This is a genomic window from Pedobacter sp. MR2016-19 (assembly GCF_014947265.1).
In the GTDB taxonomy this organism is placed as follows: domain Bacteria; phylum Bacteroidota; class Bacteroidia; order Sphingobacteriales; family Sphingobacteriaceae; genus Pedobacter.
Genome location: NZ_JADCNK010000001.1, coordinates 368,802 through 386,749, shown reverse-complemented (window position 1 = coordinate 386,749; position 17,948 = coordinate 368,802). Strand labels below are relative to the sequence as shown.

The 17,948-nt window shown below is 39.3% G+C and carries 14 protein-coding genes and 1 riboswitch; of the genes, 6 read left to right on the top strand and 8 right to left on the bottom strand.

From position 1 onward, the window contains the following. Positions 1 to 73 precede the first annotated feature (73 nt). Positions 74 to 1,210 carry an FAD-binding oxidoreductase gene (locus IM793_RS01665; RefSeq protein WP_227256100.1) on the bottom strand — a complete coding sequence of 379 codons (1,137 nt, stop codon included), beginning with the start codon at positions 1,208 to 1,210 and terminating at the stop codon, positions 74 to 76. An 83-nt stretch (positions 1,211 to 1,293) separates the two neighbouring features. Here IM793_RS01665 and IM793_RS01660 point away from each other — a divergent pair, with 83 nt between their 5' ends. Continuing rightward, positions 1,294 to 1,989 carry a zinc metallopeptidase gene (locus IM793_RS01660; RefSeq protein WP_138820781.1) on the top strand — a complete coding sequence of 232 codons (696 nt, stop codon included), beginning with the start codon at positions 1,294 to 1,296 and terminating at the stop codon, positions 1,987 to 1,989. Positions 1,990 to 2,533: 544 nt separating this feature from the next. On the opposite strand, the gene apaG is transcribed toward IM793_RS01660, so the two are convergent. Beyond that, entirely contained in the window at positions 2,534 to 2,920 is a 387-nt protein-coding gene (apaG, locus tag IM793_RS01655) for a Co2+/Mg2+ efflux protein ApaG (protein ID WP_193419433.1), read from the bottom strand. Positions 2,921 to 2,955: 35 nt separating this feature from the next. Continuing rightward, positions 2,956 to 3,963 carry a tRNA dihydrouridine synthase DusB gene (dusB, locus tag IM793_RS01650; RefSeq protein ID WP_193419432.1) on the bottom strand — a complete coding sequence of 336 codons (1,008 nt, stop codon included), beginning with the start codon at positions 3,961 to 3,963 and terminating at the stop codon, positions 2,956 to 2,958. Positions 3,964 to 4,006: 43 nt separating this feature from the next. On the opposite strand from dusB, the gene IM793_RS01645 reads away from it, so the two are divergent. The 3 genes from IM793_RS01645 to IM793_RS01635 are packed head-to-tail and all read left to right on the top strand — an operon-like array spanning position 4,007 to position 5,977. Continuing rightward, positions 4,007 to 4,933, top strand: a complete 927-nt coding sequence (locus IM793_RS01645) for a CPBP family intramembrane glutamic endopeptidase (protein WP_193419431.1) — start codon at positions 4,007 to 4,009, stop codon at positions 4,931 to 4,933. Then, the gene (locus tag IM793_RS01640) at positions 4,914 to 5,120 is read left to right on the top strand and encodes a putative signal transducing protein (RefSeq protein ID WP_193419430.1); all 207 of its coding nucleotides are present in this window, start codon (positions 4,914 to 4,916) and stop codon (positions 5,118 to 5,120) included. The genes IM793_RS01645 and IM793_RS01640 overlap by 20 nt, the downstream gene beginning before the upstream one ends. A 47-nt stretch (positions 5,121 to 5,167) precedes the next feature. After that, the gene (locus IM793_RS01635) at positions 5,168 to 5,977 is read left to right on the top strand and encodes a phosphatidate cytidylyltransferase (RefSeq protein ID WP_132395804.1); all 810 of its coding nucleotides are present in this window, start codon (positions 5,168 to 5,170) and stop codon (positions 5,975 to 5,977) included. 130 nt (positions 5,978 to 6,107) lie between these two features. On the opposite strand, the gene IM793_RS01630 is transcribed toward IM793_RS01635, so the two are convergent. The 3 genes from IM793_RS01630 to metE all read right to left on the bottom strand — a co-directional run bounded on the left by IM793_RS01630 (position 6,108) and on the right by metE (position 9,633). Next, on the bottom strand, positions 6,108 to 6,773 hold the full coding sequence (locus tag IM793_RS01630; RefSeq protein ID WP_193419429.1) for a class I SAM-dependent methyltransferase: 666 nt from the start codon (positions 6,771 to 6,773) through the stop codon (positions 6,108 to 6,110). 61 nt (positions 6,774 to 6,834) lie between these two features. Further along, a complete protein-coding gene (locus IM793_RS01625; protein WP_193419428.1) occupies positions 6,835 to 7,221 on the bottom strand; it encodes an acyl-CoA thioesterase in 387 nt (128 codons plus the stop codon). Positions 7,222 to 7,299: 78 nt separating this feature from the next. After that, complete coding sequence (gene metE, locus IM793_RS01620) at positions 7,300 to 9,633, bottom strand: 5-methyltetrahydropteroyltriglutamate--homocysteine S-methyltransferase (RefSeq protein ID WP_193419427.1); 2,334 nt, start codon at positions 9,631 to 9,633, stop codon at positions 7,300 to 7,302. Positions 9,634 to 9,824: 191 nt separating this feature from the next. Continuing rightward, positions 9,825 to 10,033: riboswitch (cobalamin riboswitch) on the bottom strand. Positions 10,034 to 10,287: 254 nt separating this feature from the next. Between metE and IM793_RS01615 the strand changes: the two genes are divergently transcribed. Together IM793_RS01615 and IM793_RS01610 are read left to right on the top strand one after the other, a co-directional pair. Beyond that, the gene (locus IM793_RS01615) at positions 10,288 to 12,984 is read left to right on the top strand and encodes a M14 metallopeptidase family protein (RefSeq protein WP_193419426.1); all 2,697 of its coding nucleotides are present in this window, start codon (positions 10,288 to 10,290) and stop codon (positions 12,982 to 12,984) included. 296 nt (positions 12,985 to 13,280) lie between these two features. Then, positions 13,281 to 13,997 carry a DsbA family protein gene (locus tag IM793_RS01610; RefSeq protein WP_193419425.1) on the top strand — a complete coding sequence of 239 codons (717 nt, stop codon included), beginning with the start codon at positions 13,281 to 13,283 and terminating at the stop codon, positions 13,995 to 13,997. Positions 13,998 to 14,176: 179 nt separating this feature from the next. Here IM793_RS01610 and IM793_RS01605 read toward each other — a convergent pair whose 3' ends face one another. Together IM793_RS01605 and mfd are read right to left on the bottom strand one after the other, a co-directional pair. Beyond that, on the bottom strand, positions 14,177 to 14,395 hold the full coding sequence (locus IM793_RS01605; protein ID WP_025141651.1) for a DUF3820 family protein: 219 nt from the start codon (positions 14,393 to 14,395) through the stop codon (positions 14,177 to 14,179). Between the two features lie 103 nt (positions 14,396 to 14,498). Beyond that, positions 14,499 to 17,837: a transcription-repair coupling factor gene (gene mfd, locus IM793_RS01600; RefSeq protein WP_193419424.1), complete on the bottom strand. Its 3,339-nt coding sequence runs from the start codon at positions 17,835 to 17,837 to the stop codon at positions 14,499 to 14,501. Between the last annotated feature and the right edge of the window lie 111 nt (positions 17,838 to 17,948).

The following is a 17,948-nucleotide window of genomic DNA, read 5'->3' as shown; positions in this document are numbered from 1 at the left end:
ATACTGAATGCAATGAAGGATCTTTAAAAACAGAAATATAACAGTAAACTCAGCGTGCTCTGTGTTAAAAATGCTATAAGCTTTTCAGCAGCAGATTCGCTACATCTTCTCCTGTTTGAGCACCAATAGCAACGCCCATTCCGTTACACCTCGTGGCACAAAAGATATTCGGCTTAATCTCTTCTATAAGTGGTTCAAGAGTTTTTCCGAAAGCCATAATCCCGCTCCAGCGGTAATCAATTTCGTATTTAGTTGTTGGTAAAATTACTTCTTTTAGTAATTGTTCGAGCGCTGATTGAACTGGTTCCGTTTGGCCAAAAGCAGTAGTTTCTTCAGCTTTAAAATTGAGATTTCTGCCGCCACCCAATAAAATTCTGTTCTTTATATTTCTGAAGTAGTAATAACCTTTATCGTAATGGAAAGTACCTGCTATCTTTAAATCTTTAATGGGTTTGGTAATTAAAACCTGACCGCGGCCTGGGTTAATATCAATATCAGGGTAAAGATCTTTAATAAAGGCATTGGTTGTAACGATCAACCGTTTACAGAAAAAGTTTCCGTTTTTGGTGATCAAGCGGGAACCATTTGATTCTTCTTCAATACAATCTACCGTAAAATTGTTAAAAATGCTAATCCCGAGTTGTTGTGCATATTGGATTAAAGCAAACATCATTTTACCGCTGTCAATCTGCGCTTCATATCGGTTTTCTATCAAAGTTTCAATTGATTCGAAACCAAAAGCTTTTATTTTATTATTGCTAATGCTAAAAGCATTGGATCCAATAATGTCGTTAATAAGATAGTTATAATGTTCAATTTTGGATACACATGTGTCGGCCAAAAAATGGTGTTCCTGTTTAAATAATTCGTATCCGCCCAAACATTGGTAATCAATGGTTTTATCGCCCAATAAGTTACGCAGTTTGAGCAGACCTTTCCACCTTCTTTCTATCAGTGAGGCAAGCTGTTCAGGTCCGCAGGTTTCTTCCTGCACTATGAGTTCAGAAATACTACCAAAACATGCGAAACCCGCATTTTTTGTACTTGCACCAGCAGGGAAAAGGCCCCGTTCCAGTATCATAATTTTTAAGGATGGTACTGATTTTTTAAGGTGGATGGCAGCATTTAAACCCACAATTCCGCTACCGATAATAATGACATCATAATTTAAAAAGGATTCTTTTTCCCAGTATGAAAGATCAATTAACATAATATAAATGTACTGTTTTTTAACATTCAAATAATATGGGAACGCTTTTTGATATATGCCAAACGAAAAACATACATAAGAAAATGGGAGTTTATTTAATATTAATCATCCCGGTATTATTGCTGAGCATGTTTGTACAATGGCGGTTTAGAAACAAGTTTTCCAAGTATGCCGAGATGCAATTAAGCTCTGGTTTATCGGGCAAGGAGGTAGCAGAAAGAATGCTGCATGATAATGGGATATATGACGTGAAAGTGATGAGTACCGAAGGGCAATTAACAGATCATTACAATCCATCAGATAAAACCGTTAATTTAAGTACAGATGTATATTATAGCCGTAGCGTAGCGGCGGCGGCAGTAGCAGCTCACGAATGTGGACATGCAGTGCAACAGGCGAAATCCTATAACTGGTTACAGTTAAGAAGCAGCATGGTGCCGGTAGTGAGCATATCATCTAATCTTTTACAATGGGTATTATTAATTGGAGTATTGTTAATAGGTTTTACCGGAAACCCAATTGTTTTGGCCATTGGTGTAGTGGGTTTAACATTGGTAACCATATTTAGTATCATTACCCTACCAGTTGAATTTGATGCCAGTAACCGAGCATTGGCCTGGCTAAAAAATAATAATGGTGTAATGCAAACACAAGAAGAAAATGCGCAGGCTAAAGATGCACTTTGGTGGGCAGCCATGACGTATGTGGTAGCAGCCGTTGGTGCATTAGCCAATTTATTATATTATGCATCGATGCTTTTTGGAAGAAGCAGGGATTAAGAAATATCCAATTATGAAAAATACAAAGCGGCTGGGATAATAATCCTGGCCGTTTTTGGTTTTCCATCACCCTGACCTGTGGCGCAGCGGAAAGCTACATAGTATTTATTCAGGGTCTTTTTAGCATAGATATATATAAAGTATATTAATCAAACATTGGTTATTAAGTTTTATATCCAGTTTTTTTGGAAAGCAGGTTTTGTGGTAATAGGAGTGCTTCGGTCCCGCTCCCGCTTCTGCCGATAGAAAAATATCGGCATCCCGCTTCGATCGGGTTTAGGTGGCACGGGTAAGTTGGTACTATCTGGGGTTGCAGGGTGCAGAGGAAGGATTTATACGTTATGCTGTTAAACCTTTGATATTAGCAGAACCCCTGCAATTTAAACCTGATTGCAATGGAAAGCCCGTAAACGAGGAACGAGTGCGGACTTGGAATGAAAAGCAGGACTGACTTTAAAATGGAATCCTGAAATTGCTTTTCTAAAAAATGAATGTTGGTTTCGCCCTTCGACTACGCTCAGGGTGACAAAAATAAAGAAAAAAATTAATTTAATTTATAAGGGGCAACCAATTGAAATTCGGGAATATCGACATCGAATTGTGAACCGTCGATATCACGTTTCATCAAATATGTACCTTTCATGCTGCCCATATCAGTTTTTAGGTTACAACCTGAAACGTACACATGCGTTTCGCCAGGTTGAATAATAGGCTGCAAACCGACAACACCCTCACCTTCTACTTCCCTACGGCTGGAGTTCGAATCGAAAATTAACCATTGGCGGCGCATTAACTGCACAGCATAATCAGATAGGTTGGAAATTTCTACGCGATAAGCGAACATAAAATGCTCGTTGGCCGGATTTGAATATTCTGGCTGGTAAACTGTTTCAACTGAAACTTTAACCCCGTCTGTAATAGCTGTAACCATGATGATAACGAATGTATGAAAAAAGCTTTCAAAAATCAAGCCATTACCTTTGTAGCATCATAGTTGGCAAATTTTTCTGCCACTTCTTCTAAAATGCTGTAAATGTTGTTGATATCGGGCTCTGCCACCAAACGCATGCGGTAAGGTTTAAAATCTGGCAGACCTTTAAAATAGTTTGCATAATGGCGGCGCATTTCGAAAATCCCGGTTTTTGGGCCTTTCCATTCCAGTGATTTATCCAAATGGGTACGGCAAACTTCAATCCTTTCTTCAATGGTTGGTCCGGCAAGGTGTTCGCCGGTTTTGAAGAAATGTTTTACCTCTCGGAAAATCCAGGGGTAACCAATGGCCGCACGACCGATCATAATGCCATCTACCTCATATTCCATGCGCCAGTTGGCCGCTTTTTCAGGACTATCAATATCACCATTGCCAAAAATCGGGATTTTGATGCGTGGATTACGTTTAATTTCGCGAATCAAACTCCAATCGGCCTCACCTTTATATAATTGTGCCCTTGTTCGGCCATGGATGGTAAGTGCCTGGATACCCACATCCTGAAGTCGCTCGGCAACTTCGTAAACATTTTTGGTATTGTCATCCCAGCCTAAGCGGGTTTTTACGGTAACGGGCAAATGCGAAGCTTTAACTACAGCATCGGTCATTTTTACCATTTTATCAATGTCTTGCAGTAAGCTGGAGCCAGCACCTTTACATACTACATTTTTTACCGGACAGCCATAATTAATATCCACAAGATCTGGACCTGCGGCAGAAGCAATTTCTGAGGCTTCGCGCATGTGATCGATATCTCCACCAAAAATCTGAATGCCGATCGGTCTTTCATATTCGAAAATGTCAAGTTTTTGTCTGCTTTTTGCCGCGTCGCGAATTAAGCCTTCCGAAGAAATAAACTCGGTATACATCATGTCAGCCCCGTTTTTTTTGCATACGTAACGGAACGGTGGATCGCTTACATCCTCCATTGGAGCGAGCAATAAGGGGAACTCACCTAAATCTATATTTCCTATCTTAACAGACATTTTCTATCTTCAACGATTAATAAAACACACAAAGGTACAAATAATGAATTTTGTAACACCCATCCGCAAAGGCAGCCACCCACTTTTACAGATATTTTTACTTTGCGTTTACTGGGCAGCTGGTGCGGTAATATGCACATTATTAGGCTTTATAGCCATTGCAATTGTTTATGGCACCTCTATCTTTGGCGAATTTGGATCAATTATGAGTGGCGATCCTAAATTTATTACAGCCTTAAAAATAATCCAGATTTCTAGTTCTATAGGAATGTTTATTTTACCTCCTATTGTTTTAGCTTATACAGAAGGACAAAAACCAAATACTTTTTATGGGTTTAATAAGCCTAATTTTCTTCCTTTTGTTTTGGTTTTTGCCATTATGGTGGTGAGTATGCCCGTTATGGAATGGGTAGCTGTACTTAATCAAAAAATGGTGTTGCCAGAGTTTTTAAAGGGGGTAGAAAACTGGATGAAGATGAAGGAACGGGAAGCCATGAAAATGACCATTCAACTCATCACGGTGAGGAGCAACTGGGATTTTGTGGTTAACCTGATTATGATTGCGGTATTGCCTGCTATTGGCGAAGAACTCTTTTTCAGGGCAGGGCTACAGGGTTCGTTGAAAAAAATGCTGGGCAATCATCACATCGCCATTTGGAGTACGGCCATTATTTTCAGTGCAATCCATCTCCAGTTTTATGGATTTTTGCCTCGCATGTTGCTGGGTGCAGGTTTTGGCTATCTGTATTATTATAGCGGAAGCATCTGGTATGCCATGCTGGCGCATTTTTTAAACAATGCTTATGCGGTTTGTGCTGCTTTTTATATGCAAAAACATCACATGCCACTCGATAAAGCTGATGAACCGATTGGTTTTCCATGGTATGGCTATTTAATTAGTGCAATAATTACCATAGCTTTGTTTAAATTTTTTAAAGATAACGCAACACGTGAGCGAAAATTGGGTTAAAGTATATACCACCAGCGATGCCTTTGGGGCAGAGGTATTAAAACAGGGGCTAACAGAGGCTGGCATCCCGGCAGTAACAATAAATAAACAGCTCTCGGCTTATAATATTGGCGAAATAAATGTTTTGGTGAATAAGGTAGATTTCGATAAAGCCATAGAATACATCGTTGAAAACGAAATTGAATAACAGGCTAAACATCATCCATTTTACATCTCCCATCTTACATTTTTAACATGAAAACCAGGGCAATAACCGCTTTCTTTTTTACCATCGTAATGCTTGGCTCTATCTTTTTGGGGAGTTATGCGTTTACAGTCTTTTACCTCATTCTAAGTGTTTTATCCTTGTTCGAGTTTTATAAGCTGATCAAAAATTCAGGTATCAGACCACATCGAAATATTGGTCTGGCAGCAGGATCTTTAATCTTTTTAATGGCTGCAGGCTTACATTACTTAGCATATGATGTTAAATACCTGTTGCTTTGTATCCCACTAATTTTCTCGGTTTTTATTACTGAGCTGTACAAGAAAAACAAAATTCCATTCGCCAATATCTCCTACACTTTTGTTGGTTTTGTTTATGTAACCATTCCTTTCTGTTTTTTCCACGCCCTGGGCTTTTTAAAAAACTGGAATGAATATAACTTTCATTTACCACTCGCATTTTTATTGATGCTTTGGGCAAATGATACAGGTGCTTATCTGTTTGGTGTGAAATATGGTAAGCGCAAATTGTTCGAACGTCACTCGCCAAAGAAAAGTTGGGAAGGTTTTTTTGGGGGTATGTTTACCAGTGTTTTGGTTGGTTTTGGTTTATCTTTTCTCTTTACTGAAAGCCCGGCCTGGGTTTGGGCTGGTATGGCTGTATTAATTGCAAGTTTTGGTACACTGGGCGATTTGGTAGAATCGATGCTTAAACGCAGTTTGGATACAAAAGATAGTGGTGGATTGTTACCTGGACATGGCGGCTTATTAGATCGTTTTGATGGATTGTTATTGGCTGCGCCAGTGGTTTATGCCTATTTGTATCTGATCTTGTATTAAAGGTTTATTTATCGTCCTCGTTTGTAACGAGGATGAATGAGATTCACATTTGTAATGTAGTTTTTGTTATTAGCGATACAATCGCTATTCTCGCTAATCCTCGTTATAAACGAGGACTATAATGTGTTTCTTATGCTGTAGCCGTTACAACATAATATTCCCTTTCTACCTGCTCGCCTGTTTTGCTTTGTACCTGTTCGGTTTTTTTAAGGGTATTTTTAATTTTGAAACCCGCACTTTCTAATAATTCTTTTACTTTTTCTACTTCATAAAGCGTAAAGCCATAAGAAGTAAAAGGAAGATTTTGCATAAAGGTTTTATCGGCAAAACATAAGGCAAGGATGCCGTTTGGTTTTAAAGTGCGCTTAATTTCATTAAGGTATTTACTTGGATTGCTCCAGAAATAAATGGTATTAACGGTAAAAATTTTATCGAACTGATTATTTTCAAAAGGTAGCGTAACTCCATCCGTTAACTCAAAATGGACAGTACCTTTATCAACAAAATCCTGATTGATTTTTTCTGCTTCGACAATAATTGTTTCTGAAATATCAGCACCATAGTACCTTAGATTTTCTGCTTTGGATAATAGTTGGGCAATGTGCCCTCCGTTACCATGTCCAATTTCTAAAACAATATCATGGTTTTGAAGATTTAACGCATTAATGGCCGAGCTGGTCATTCCAAGATTACTGGCATGCATCATCTCTCCTGTTTTAATGCCATGTTCACCTTCAGGACAGCTTAATTGTTTCGCAATATTATTTAACTCTTCTTCTGAATGTTGATGCTCCATAATCAAATTTAGAGATTTAAATCTGATGATTTCTATATCACTTTAATGAAGATTTATAATATTACTTGATTACCTGTACCGGTTTTTTGTTTTCATCGATGGCCACAAAAGTAAAATCGCCGTGTACGGCCAATTCCCTTCCTTCGGCATACATCTGTTCGATATAAATCTCTACATTAACTTTTAAACTGGTGTTACCCACATGGCTTACCTTACCAATAAGCTCTATGATGGTGCCTGCAGGAATCGGTTTTTTAAAATCAATCCTGTCGCTACTTACGGTAACCATAATCTGCCGGCTAAAACGGGTTGCGGTGACAAAAGCAACTTCGTCCATTAAATGCATCGCTGTTCCTCCGAAAAGTGTATCATAATGATTTGTTGTATTTGGGAAAACGGCTTTAAAAATACTGGTTTTTGAATTTTCTATTCTTTTTTCTAATGTCATGGGGTAAATATATGATGAGTAAAAAGCTTTGACAACTTTCGTAGTTATTTTAAGTAGAAAGTTGCCAAAGTAAAAGAATTAATTCGCCTGAAGATCTGCTGATAACACTTCTTCAGTTTTACGCATCTCTTTTGCAGCTTCAACCATTTCGATCAATGCTTTTTTGGTTTCGTCCCATCCGCGGGTTTTTAATCCACAATCAGGGTTTACCCAAAGTTGTTCAGAGGGAATAACAGCCTTTGCTTTTTTGAGCAACTGAACCATTTCTTCCCTCTTCGGAACCCTTGGAGAGTGAATATCGTATACACCCGGACCAATTTCGTTTGGATATTTAAAATCGGCAAAAGCATCCAATAACTCCATTTGTGAACGCGAGGTTTCGATCGTGATCACATCGGCATCCATATCGGCAATATTCTGGATGATATCATTAAATTCCGAGTAACACATGTGCGTATGGATTTGCGTATCGTCTTTCACACCACTCGCTGAAATTTTAAAGGCTTTAACGGCCCAGTTGAGGTAAGTTTGCCAATCAGCTTTGCGCAATGGTAAACCTTCTCTAATGGCTGGCTCATCAATTTGAATGATTTTAATGCCTGTATTTTCCAGGTCACAAACCTCATCACGGATAGCCAGGGCAATCTGTGTACAGGTTTCTGATCGTGGTTGATCATTTCGAACAAATGACCATTGTAAAATCGTTACCGGACCAGTCAACATCCCTTTCATGTATTTTGAGGTAAGTGACTGTGCATAGGCGGTCCATTTTACCGTCATCGGTTTCGGACGCGAAACATCACCAAAAATGATCGGGGGTTTTACACAGCGTGAGCCATAACTTTGTACCCAGCCATTTTTAGAGAAAGCGAAACCATCCAGTTGCTCACCGAAGTATTCAACCATATCGTTACGCTCAAATTCACCATGAACCAAAACATCCAGATCGATTTCTTCCTGCCAGGTTACGGCTTTTGCTGTTTCTTTTGCGATGAGATCATCATACTCTTCAGTGGTAAAAGTTCCGTTTTTAAGCTTTGCTCTCCAGCTTCTTACCTCTGCCGTTTGCGGAAAAGATCCGATGGTTGTAGTGGCATAAATAGGCAAATTAAGCTCCTGTTGTTTTATTTTTCTAGTTGAAAATGGGCTTAAACGTTCCGAATCTTGCTCTTTTAAGGCCAAAACACGCGCTTTTACTTCCGGATTGTGGATGATTTTAGAAACTTTACGATTAGCGATCGCTTTTTTGTTTTCCTCAAGTTTTTGCAGGGTAGATGCAGGGCTTTCGTTGGTGATCAGTTTTTTTAAGGTAGCTACTTCTGCAATTTTTTGTTTCGCATAAGCCAGCCACTGTTTAATTTCTGCCGAGAGGTTTTGCTCATTGGTTTCATTGTCCAGATCAACCGGTGAGTGGATTAATGAGCAGGATGGTGCAATCCACACTTTATCTAATCCTCTTTTTTCTACCACCTGATTAATTATGGATACAGATTTTTCGAAATCACTTTTCCAGATGTTCCTTCCGTCTACTAAACCTAGTGAAAGGATCGTGTCGTCTTTTAACGAGGCTAAGACATCTGTCAATTGATCTTCTGCTCGTACCAGATCGACATGTAAAACATTTACCGGTAATGAAGCGGTTAGTGCTAAATTATTGCCTAAGCCTTCGAAATAAGTGGCTAAAACAATTTTTAATCTTGGGAAAGCCTTTCTAAGTTCCTTGTAAGCATATTCATAAGCTTTCTTGTCTTTTTCGGTAAGGTCTAAAGTCAAAAACGGCTCATCAAACTGAACATATTCTACATCCAAAGCATCTAAACGGGATAAAATCTCGATATAAACGGGAAGCAGATTTTTGATCAGGTCTATTTTTTCAAAGCCGGTTTCTTTTTCTTTTCCCAGTAAAAGGTAAGAAACCGGACCGATTAGAACAGGTTTGGTGGTAATACCCAATTGTTTTGCCTCGTAAAACTCATCGATAATTTTGGTTGAGAAAAGTTTAAAAGGCTGGTCTTTGTAAAACTCGGGCACAATGTAATGGTAGTTGGTATCAAACCATTTGGTCATTTCCATTGCTACCACATCCAATCCCTCTTTCTGATAGCCTCTTGCCATAGCAAAATAGAGATCAAGTTCGGAATTTCCTTTTTTCAGGATCACTTCGTTGTACCTTTTCGGTATTGCCCCAAAGGTTAATGAATGATCAAGAACATGATCATAAAAAGAAAAGTCGTTCGATGGAATGATATCGATTCCCGCTTCTTTTTGAAGGTTCCAATTTTCGTGGCGAATGTTTTTTCCCACCTGAAGTACATTTTTGTCCCCAGTTTTATCTGCCCAGTAATTTTCGCAGATTTTCTTTAATTCCCTTTGGCTACCTATTCGCGGATAGCCCAGATTTTGCGTTAGCATCTCTTTTAAAGATTAAGTAAATAAATCGTTTAAAAGCTCAAATCAGTATTTTATACTTTTCTGTTAAAATAAAAAAGGAAAGGTTACAGCACAGCCTGCCGACTCATCAGCAAAAAGCTTAAAGCAAGCATATAAAATTTTAATTTTATTGTGTACAATCAGACCTGACCAATTACTTTATAACGCGAAAGCACCGTCAATTCAATATAGGCAGGTCTCCTGACTTATTCCCGATCTTATCGCCTTCCCATCCCGGTAAAACGGAACAGTGGCATGAATGATAAGACCGTTGTCTTTTTGCTAAAGACAGAATTTACAGTTGCGCGACAGCTCGTGATTTGCACACGATTCCCTATTAATCCCGGTTGTAATTCCGGGAACCTGTATCGGTTGATGAAAAATAAAGTTAAGAACTTACATCAAGGCAAATGTATGGATTAGGATTTAAAGATTAAGGTATTTTTGTAAGCATTGATTTCGCCTCCTTCCAATCGATGGTATTTATTTCTTTAACCACAGATGCACACAGATAAACACGGATTTTTTATAAATATTAAGTCTAAAGCATCTTAAATCACTTGTAACAAATTTACAGCAAGCGGTTTTTGGTGCCGATTCTCTACTATATTTGATTACCTGACTTAAACTCTTATTATGATGAAAAACTACTTTAAAGGGCTTTACATTGCTTTTTTGATGGTAAATAGCTGTGTGGTACTGGCGCAAGAAGTACCCACGCCAAAATCGCATTTTGGTTTTGATATCGGCGAGGATTATCAACTGGCCAATTACACCCAAACAGAAGCCTACTTTAAAAAGCTTGCAACAGCTTCTAACCGTATTAAACTAGTTGATATTGGGAAAACCGAAGAAGGCAGAAGTCAATATATGTTAATTGTTTCTTCTCCAGAAAATCTGAAAAAATTAGACCATTATAAAGAAATTTCGCAGCAACTGGCCCATGCCGAAATTAGCTCAAAGCAAGCCACAGTGTTGGCGCAGGAAGGTAAAGCGGTAGTATGGATAGATGGAGGCCTGCATGCAAATGAAGTGGTTGGCACCCATCAGCTGATCCAAACGCTATATGAATTTGCCTCCAGAACTGATGCAGAAACTTTGCGTATTTTGGATAATGTAATCATTTTGTTTACTCATGCAAACCCTGATGGTCAGGAGCTGGTAAGCAATTGGTACATGAGGGATAAAGATCCGAAGAAAAGGACAACTTCCGGACTTCCTATTTTGTACGAAAAATATGCGGGACATGATAACAACCGAGATTTCTTTATGTTAAACCTTAAAGAAACACAGAATATCGGTCGCCAGCTTTTTGTGGAATGGATCCCGCAGATTATGTATAACCATCATCAGGCTGGTCCGGCAGGAACCGTTGTTGCAGGGCCGCCCTATCGTGATCCGTTTAATTATGTTTTCGACCCAACACTATTAACCAGTTTAGATGCGGTTGGTGCGGCGATGCACAACCGGATGAATGTAGAAAACAAGCCTGGTTATACGCAGCGTGGAGGATCGGTTTATTCTACCTGGTACAATGGCGGTTTAAGAACTACTACCTATTTTCATAACATGATTGGACTCCTGACAGAAATTATCGGAAATCCTACACCTTCTGAAATTCCATTGGTTCCTTCGAGATTACTGCCGAACGGCGATTCGCCAAACCCGATTACCCCAAGGAAATGGTACTTTAAAAACTCGATCGACTATTCGGTATCGTTAAACTATGCTGTTTTAAATTATGCACAACGTTACCGAGACGAATTGTTGTACAACATTTACCAGATGGGCAGAAATTCGATCGAAAGAGGCAAAAAGGATACCTGGTCTTTCTCTCCAAAGAAAATTGAAGCCATTAACAACGCCGCAAAAGTCGAAAAAGGTGCCCCGGTTGCCGGTGGAGATGCTGATTTTGGCCCAAGGCGACAGATAAGTATGAAAGCTTTTGATACGGTGATGAAAGCTCCGGCAAACAGAGATCCGCGCGGATACATTTTAAGTGCCGATCAGCCCGATTTTAACTCTGCCATTAAGTTTTTGAATGCATTGATCAGAACGGGAATTGTGGTGCAAAAAGCAAAGGCTTCATTTACTGTTGCGGGGAAAAACTACCCTGGAGGAAGTTATGTGGTAAAAACCGATCAGGCTTTCCGTCCGCACGTTTTGGATATGTTTGAACCGCAAGATCACCCAAATGATTTCAAATACGAAGGCGGTGCACCAATTCCTCCTTATGATGCCGCCGGATGGACTTTGGCATACCTGATGGATGTGAAGTTCGACCGTATTCTTGACGATTTTTCAGGACCTTTTGAAAAAAATCCTTATGGGGAACTCTTAAAACCAGAGCATAAACTGCCAAATGGATCAGGTTATGTGTTAAGTGCTGCACAAAATGATTCTTACACTGTGGTTAATGATTTATTGAAAAACAAAGTTGAGGTTTACCGCTCTACTGAAAATGGAGATTTTTATGTTTCATCAGCAGGAAAATCGGTGTTGGAAAAAGCAAATATTAAACTAAAAACTGCTGCTGCTCCAAAAAATAAAATTAAGGTCTCAACAGCCAGAATTGCCCTTTGGGATACCTACGGTGGTTCAATGGCCTCGGGTTGGGTGCGGTTTTTAATGGAACAGTATCATTACAACGCCACAGTAATCTATCCGCAGGACATTGATGCGGGAAATTTAAAATCTAAATATGATGTGATCGTTTTTGTGGGTGGTGCAATTCCATCGGTTCAGGGCGGAGGATTTGGAAACAGATCTTTTGGACAAAAGACGGAAGAAATCCCTCAGGAATTTAGAAACCGTTTAGGCAGGATCAGCACTGATAAATCAATCCCTGAGTTAAAGAAATTTTTAGAAGCTGGCGGCAATATTATAACCATTGGCAGCAGTACCAATTTAGCTTATCACTTAAACTTACCTGTTCGTAATGCAATGGTCGAAATTGTAAATGGAGAGGAAAAACGATTACCCGCTGAAAAATACTATGTTCCGGGAAGTGTGTTAAATGTTGGTGTAGATACTTCTTTGCCTACCAATTGGGGAATGGAAAAACAAGCTGACGTTTACTTCGATAATAGTCCGGTTTTTAAACTCACTGGCAACGCCATTGCTTCTGGTAAGATTAAACCTTTAATGTGGTTCGAAAATTCCACACCTTTGCGCAGTGGCTGGGCCTGGGGGCAGGCTTACCTGCAAGATGGGGTAACCGCTTTTGAAGCAAAAGTTGGGAAAGGTAAATTGATTGCCTTCGGACCCGAAATTACATTTAGAGCACAAACGCACGGTACTTTTAAGTTAATATTTAACCAGTTGTATAAATAGTTATAATTGAGTTTGCCATGTTGAACTTCCTGATCGGTCGTCATTCCCGCGCAGGCGGGAATCGTAATGCACCTGCAAACTACCAAGGCATTAAGATTCCCAATCAAGTTGGGAATGACGGTTCGTCGTAGCAGACCAATTATTAAGATTTTCTTGTCAATGTATATGAATTTTGTACAATAAATTGTCTCTCAGAATGACATTCTATGATTAATATAGAAGCCACTATCCTAAACAATAGTAGCTTTTTACTTTGGCCTTACTATAGCCAATTATAATCCGCTTAATTTTGTGTTATGAAAGTAGAAATCTGGTCGGATGTAATGTGTCCGTTTTGCTATATCGGGAAAAGACATTTTGAACAGGCGATAGAAAAATTGCCCTTCAAAAATGAAATTGAAATAGATTGGAAGAGTTTTCAGCTCAATCCGGAGTATCACAATACCAATAATGAAACGGTATACGATTACCTTTCGAGAAGTAAAGGAATGCCGGTTGAGCAAGCCAAACAAATGACTAAGCAGGTGGTTGATATGGCTGCAAATGCAGGCTTAAGCATCGATTTTGATACCAATATTCCAGCAAATACCTTTAACGCACATCGTTTGATCCACCTGGCAGCCAAACATAGTCTACAGGATTTAGCGGAAGAAAAACTGTTTGAAGCACATTTTGTAAATAGTAAAAATATCGGCGAAACCGATGTTTTAGTTGATCTTGCTGAAGAAATTGGGTTAAATCGTGCTGAAGCAGAAGAGGTTTTAAAAGGAGATCAATTTAGCGAAGCTGTTCGTTATGATATTTATGAAAGTCAGAATTTAGGTATTAGAGGGGTTCCTTATTTTGTAATGGACCGTAAATATGGCGTTTCAGGTGCTCAGCCCGTTCAGGCTTTTACCGATGCGCTTACCCAAAGTTTTACAGAATGGAAAGCTGCTCAGCCTAAAAACACACTTACCTCATTAAATAAAAATGATGATGCGGTTTGTGATGAAAATGGTTGTGAGATATAGATTTGTTTCCCGCAGATTACGCTGATCTCCGCAGATTTTTTTTCTGAGAAATCAATAGAAAAATCGTCATCTCGACTGGAGCGCAGCGCAATGGAGAGATCTGTATATATAGATTTCTCGGCTTCGTTGCACTTCGCTCGAAATGACGTTATCTAGAGGTTATCTCCATTAGCGATCCATCAACGCTGGTTTTTCAATGGGGTTAATAAATACTCCAAACCATTTACCCGTATTTCAAACATCGTAGCCATCAAATCGCCCAATTTACCTTTCGGGAAGCCCTTATCCTTATACCAAAGCAAATAACTTTCAGGGATATTGCAGATCAGGTAACCTTTATATTTTCCATAAGGCATTTGCATTTTCACTAAATCGAGCAATAAGGTTGGGTCTAACATTTTTATTTTAAGGTAGTGCTGATAATTTGAAAAACATTAATTCAGTCAGTTCATTGACCGAATTAACGTTAATTGAGTCAGTCCGTTGACTGAATTAATGTTTTTAGTCGATAAGTTCCAACGTTTCGATTGCTTCCTCAACGGTTTTTACATTATCAAAAGCAATCCTTAGCGTATTTTTTACTTCTTTTAAATTACACATCCGTGGATGGTTTTGTGCAAAAGTTAAAATCCTGGTAAAGGTATTCGAATCGAAATAAGCCGATTGTTTATCGCTTAGGAAATATCCCCGCAAACTATTTTTCTTGAAACTGATTTTCTCGAAGCCCAATTTCTTGCCCAGCCACTGCAAACGCACCACACTCAACATGGTTTTTACTTGTGGTGGAACTGGTCCGAAACGATCTGCCAGATGTTTTTCAAAAATGGCAAGTTCAGCTTCATTATCGAGTTTAGAAAGTTCTGTATATAAATTGTAACGCTCGGTAATATTGGTAATGTAGGCATCCGGAATATATAATTCCAGATCAGTATCTACCTGCGTAAAGCCCACAAACGGACGGGCAGGTTCATTTTCGAACAGACCTTTAAACTCCGCTTCTTTTAGTTCTTGGATGGCTTCATCTAAGATCTTGTGGTACATTTCAAAACCAATTTCTGCAATGAAACCACTTTGCTCTGCACCCAATAAATTTCCACTTCCACGGATATCTAAATCGCGCATGGCAACATTAAAACCACTGCCAAGATCAGAAAACTCTTCGATAGCACTTAAACGCTTACGGGCTTCGGAGGTTAAAGTTGATAAAGGAGGTGAGAGTAAATAGCAGAAAGCCTTTTTATTGCTCCGGCCTACTCTTCCACGCATCTGGTGCAAATCGCTCAAACCAAACATATGTGAGTGGTTGATGATGATGGTATTTGCGTTCGGAATATCTAAGCCTGCTTCGATAATGGTAGTGGCCACCAAAACATCTTTTTCGCCATTAATAAAATCGAGCATTACATCTTCCAGTTGATCGCCATCTAACTGTCCGTGCGCAATACCAATTCTTGCCTTTGGAACCAACTTCTGGATTAATCCGCCCAATTGCATCAGGTCGTTAACCCGGTTATGGATAAAAAATACCTGTCCGCCACGGTCTAATTCGAACTGAACGGCTTCCTGGATCAATTTATCATTAAAAACATGCAATTCGGTACTTACCGGTTGGCGGTTTGGTGGTGGTGTGCTGATGATAGATAAATCCCTTGCCCCCATTAAAGAAAAATGCAATGTTCTCGGAATTGGAGTCGCCGTAAGGGTTAAAGTATCAACATTTACCCTAACAGCTTTTAACCTTTCTTTTGCGGTAACGCCAAACTTCTGCTCTTCATCAATAATCATGATGCCGAGATCCTTAAATTTTACATCTTTGCTCAGCAAACGGTGTGTACCGATCAAAATATCAACTTTACCTGCAGCAGCTTCGGCCAATGTATCCTTGATCTGTTTACTGGTTTTAAAACGGTTAATGTAATCAACTGTAACCGGGAAATCTTTTAAACGGGAAGAGAACGTTTTGAAATGCTGTAGGGCCAAAATGGTTGTAGGAACCAGGATCGCTGCCTGTTTGCCCTCTGCTACTGCTTTAAATGCGGCACGTACGGCAATCTCAGTTTTTCCGAAGCCAACATCACCGCAAACCAAACGGTCCATTGGATGTGGCGATTCCATGTCTTTTTTCACATCCTGAGTCGCTTTTAACTGATCAGGAGTATCCTCGTAAATAAAAGACGCTTCCAGTTCAGTTTGTAAATAGCTATCTGGCGAAAATGCCGTTCCGGCCTGGGTTTTGCGCAAAGCATAAAGCTTGATCAAATCCCTAGCGATATCTTTAACTTTTTTTTTAGTAGTTTTTTTTAGCTTGTCCCAGGCATCCGTGCCCAGCTTATTCATCTTAGGTACGCCACTTTCCTTGCCGCTGTATTTGGCAATGCGGTTTAGGGAGTTAATGTTTACATAAAGCAGGTCGTTATCTGCATAAATTAAACGGATCATCTCCTGAGTTTTGCCATTTACCTCAACCTTTTCAAGTCCGGCATATTTGCCGATGCCATGATCAATGTGGGTAACATAATCACCAGATTTCAGCTCCCTTAAATCTTTTAAGGTAATGGCCTGACTCTTCTGATAACCTTTTTTAAGCTTGTATTTATAGTAACGATCAAAGATCTGGTGATCGGTGTAAAATGCGGTCTGGATCTGCGGATCTAAAAAACCCTCGCGCAACATGCTATTGATCGGCGTAAACTTGGCCGTTTTATCAATATCCTCTAAAATAGCATATAAACGCTCAATCTGCTTTGGCGAATCGGTAAAAATAAAATTGATAATCCCTGCCTTTTCATTCTCCTTTAGGTTATGGATCAGTAAATTGAAATCTTTATTGAACGATGGCTGTGGTTTGGTTTCAAATTCAAAACGGTTATCTGTTTTATAAAAGAACTGTTTGCCAAATTCTACCAAAGGGAAATCCTGAAGATGATCGCCCAATAATTTCTCGTCGCTAAAAGCAAATTTCGGATCAATCCATTCTGGGTTTTTATTCTTATCATCAAGCGAAAGTGCTTTCCAAAGCTCAACCGCTTTTTTATATCCCGCTTTAACAATATCAAGGGTAAACTCAACATCCTTAAACCACAGCTGGGTGTCCTGATCAATATAATCAAGAATGCTGATGTTACTTTCCGTTAAAAACTTTGCCTGAACGTTGGGCACAATGGTAAGCGACTTAACATCGGCAACCGAAAGCTGGCTTTCGATCTCAAAACTTCTGATGCTTTCTACCTCATCGCCAAAAAACTCAATGCGGTAAGGCAAATCAGAAGAGAAAGAAAATATATCTACAATACCCCCACGGATGGAGAATTGGCCCGGTTCGTAAACAAAATCCCTGCGGTCGAAATCGTAATCAATTAAAAACTCGTTGATAAAATCGATGCCCAATTTAGCACCTAAACTAATTTCCAGCGTGTTTTTTTCTAATGCAGAGCGGTCAATCACCTTTTCGGCAATGGCTTCCGGATAAGAAACCACAATTTTTCCGTATTCAGAATCGTGGTTCAGTTCGTTCAACACCTCTGCACGGGCCAATACATTTGCTGTATCTACCTGCGTAAAATCGAAAGATTTGCGGTAAGAAGAAGGAAAAAGTAAAACCTGTTTATCCAGCACACTTTCCAGGTCGGATTGAAAATAAGCCGCCTCTTCCCTATCCGGTAAAACGAACAGGATAGGCTTGTGTAACAGGAAATAAGAAGAAAGAGCAACAATAGCGTCGGCCGAACCCACCAATCCCTTTAATTGTATCTTTGGGTTTTTGGTCGCATTCAACGCTTTGGTAAATTGAGTTACCCTATCGTCGGTTTTGTATCTGTTTATTAAATCGCGAATGTTCAAGGCACAAAAATAAGCTTATCTTTTAATATTAACCCGCAATTTGTGTAAAGGTTTTTTTAACTATTTTTGGCAGGGTTGCGATGTGAAAATTAAATTAAGAAAAGAAATAAG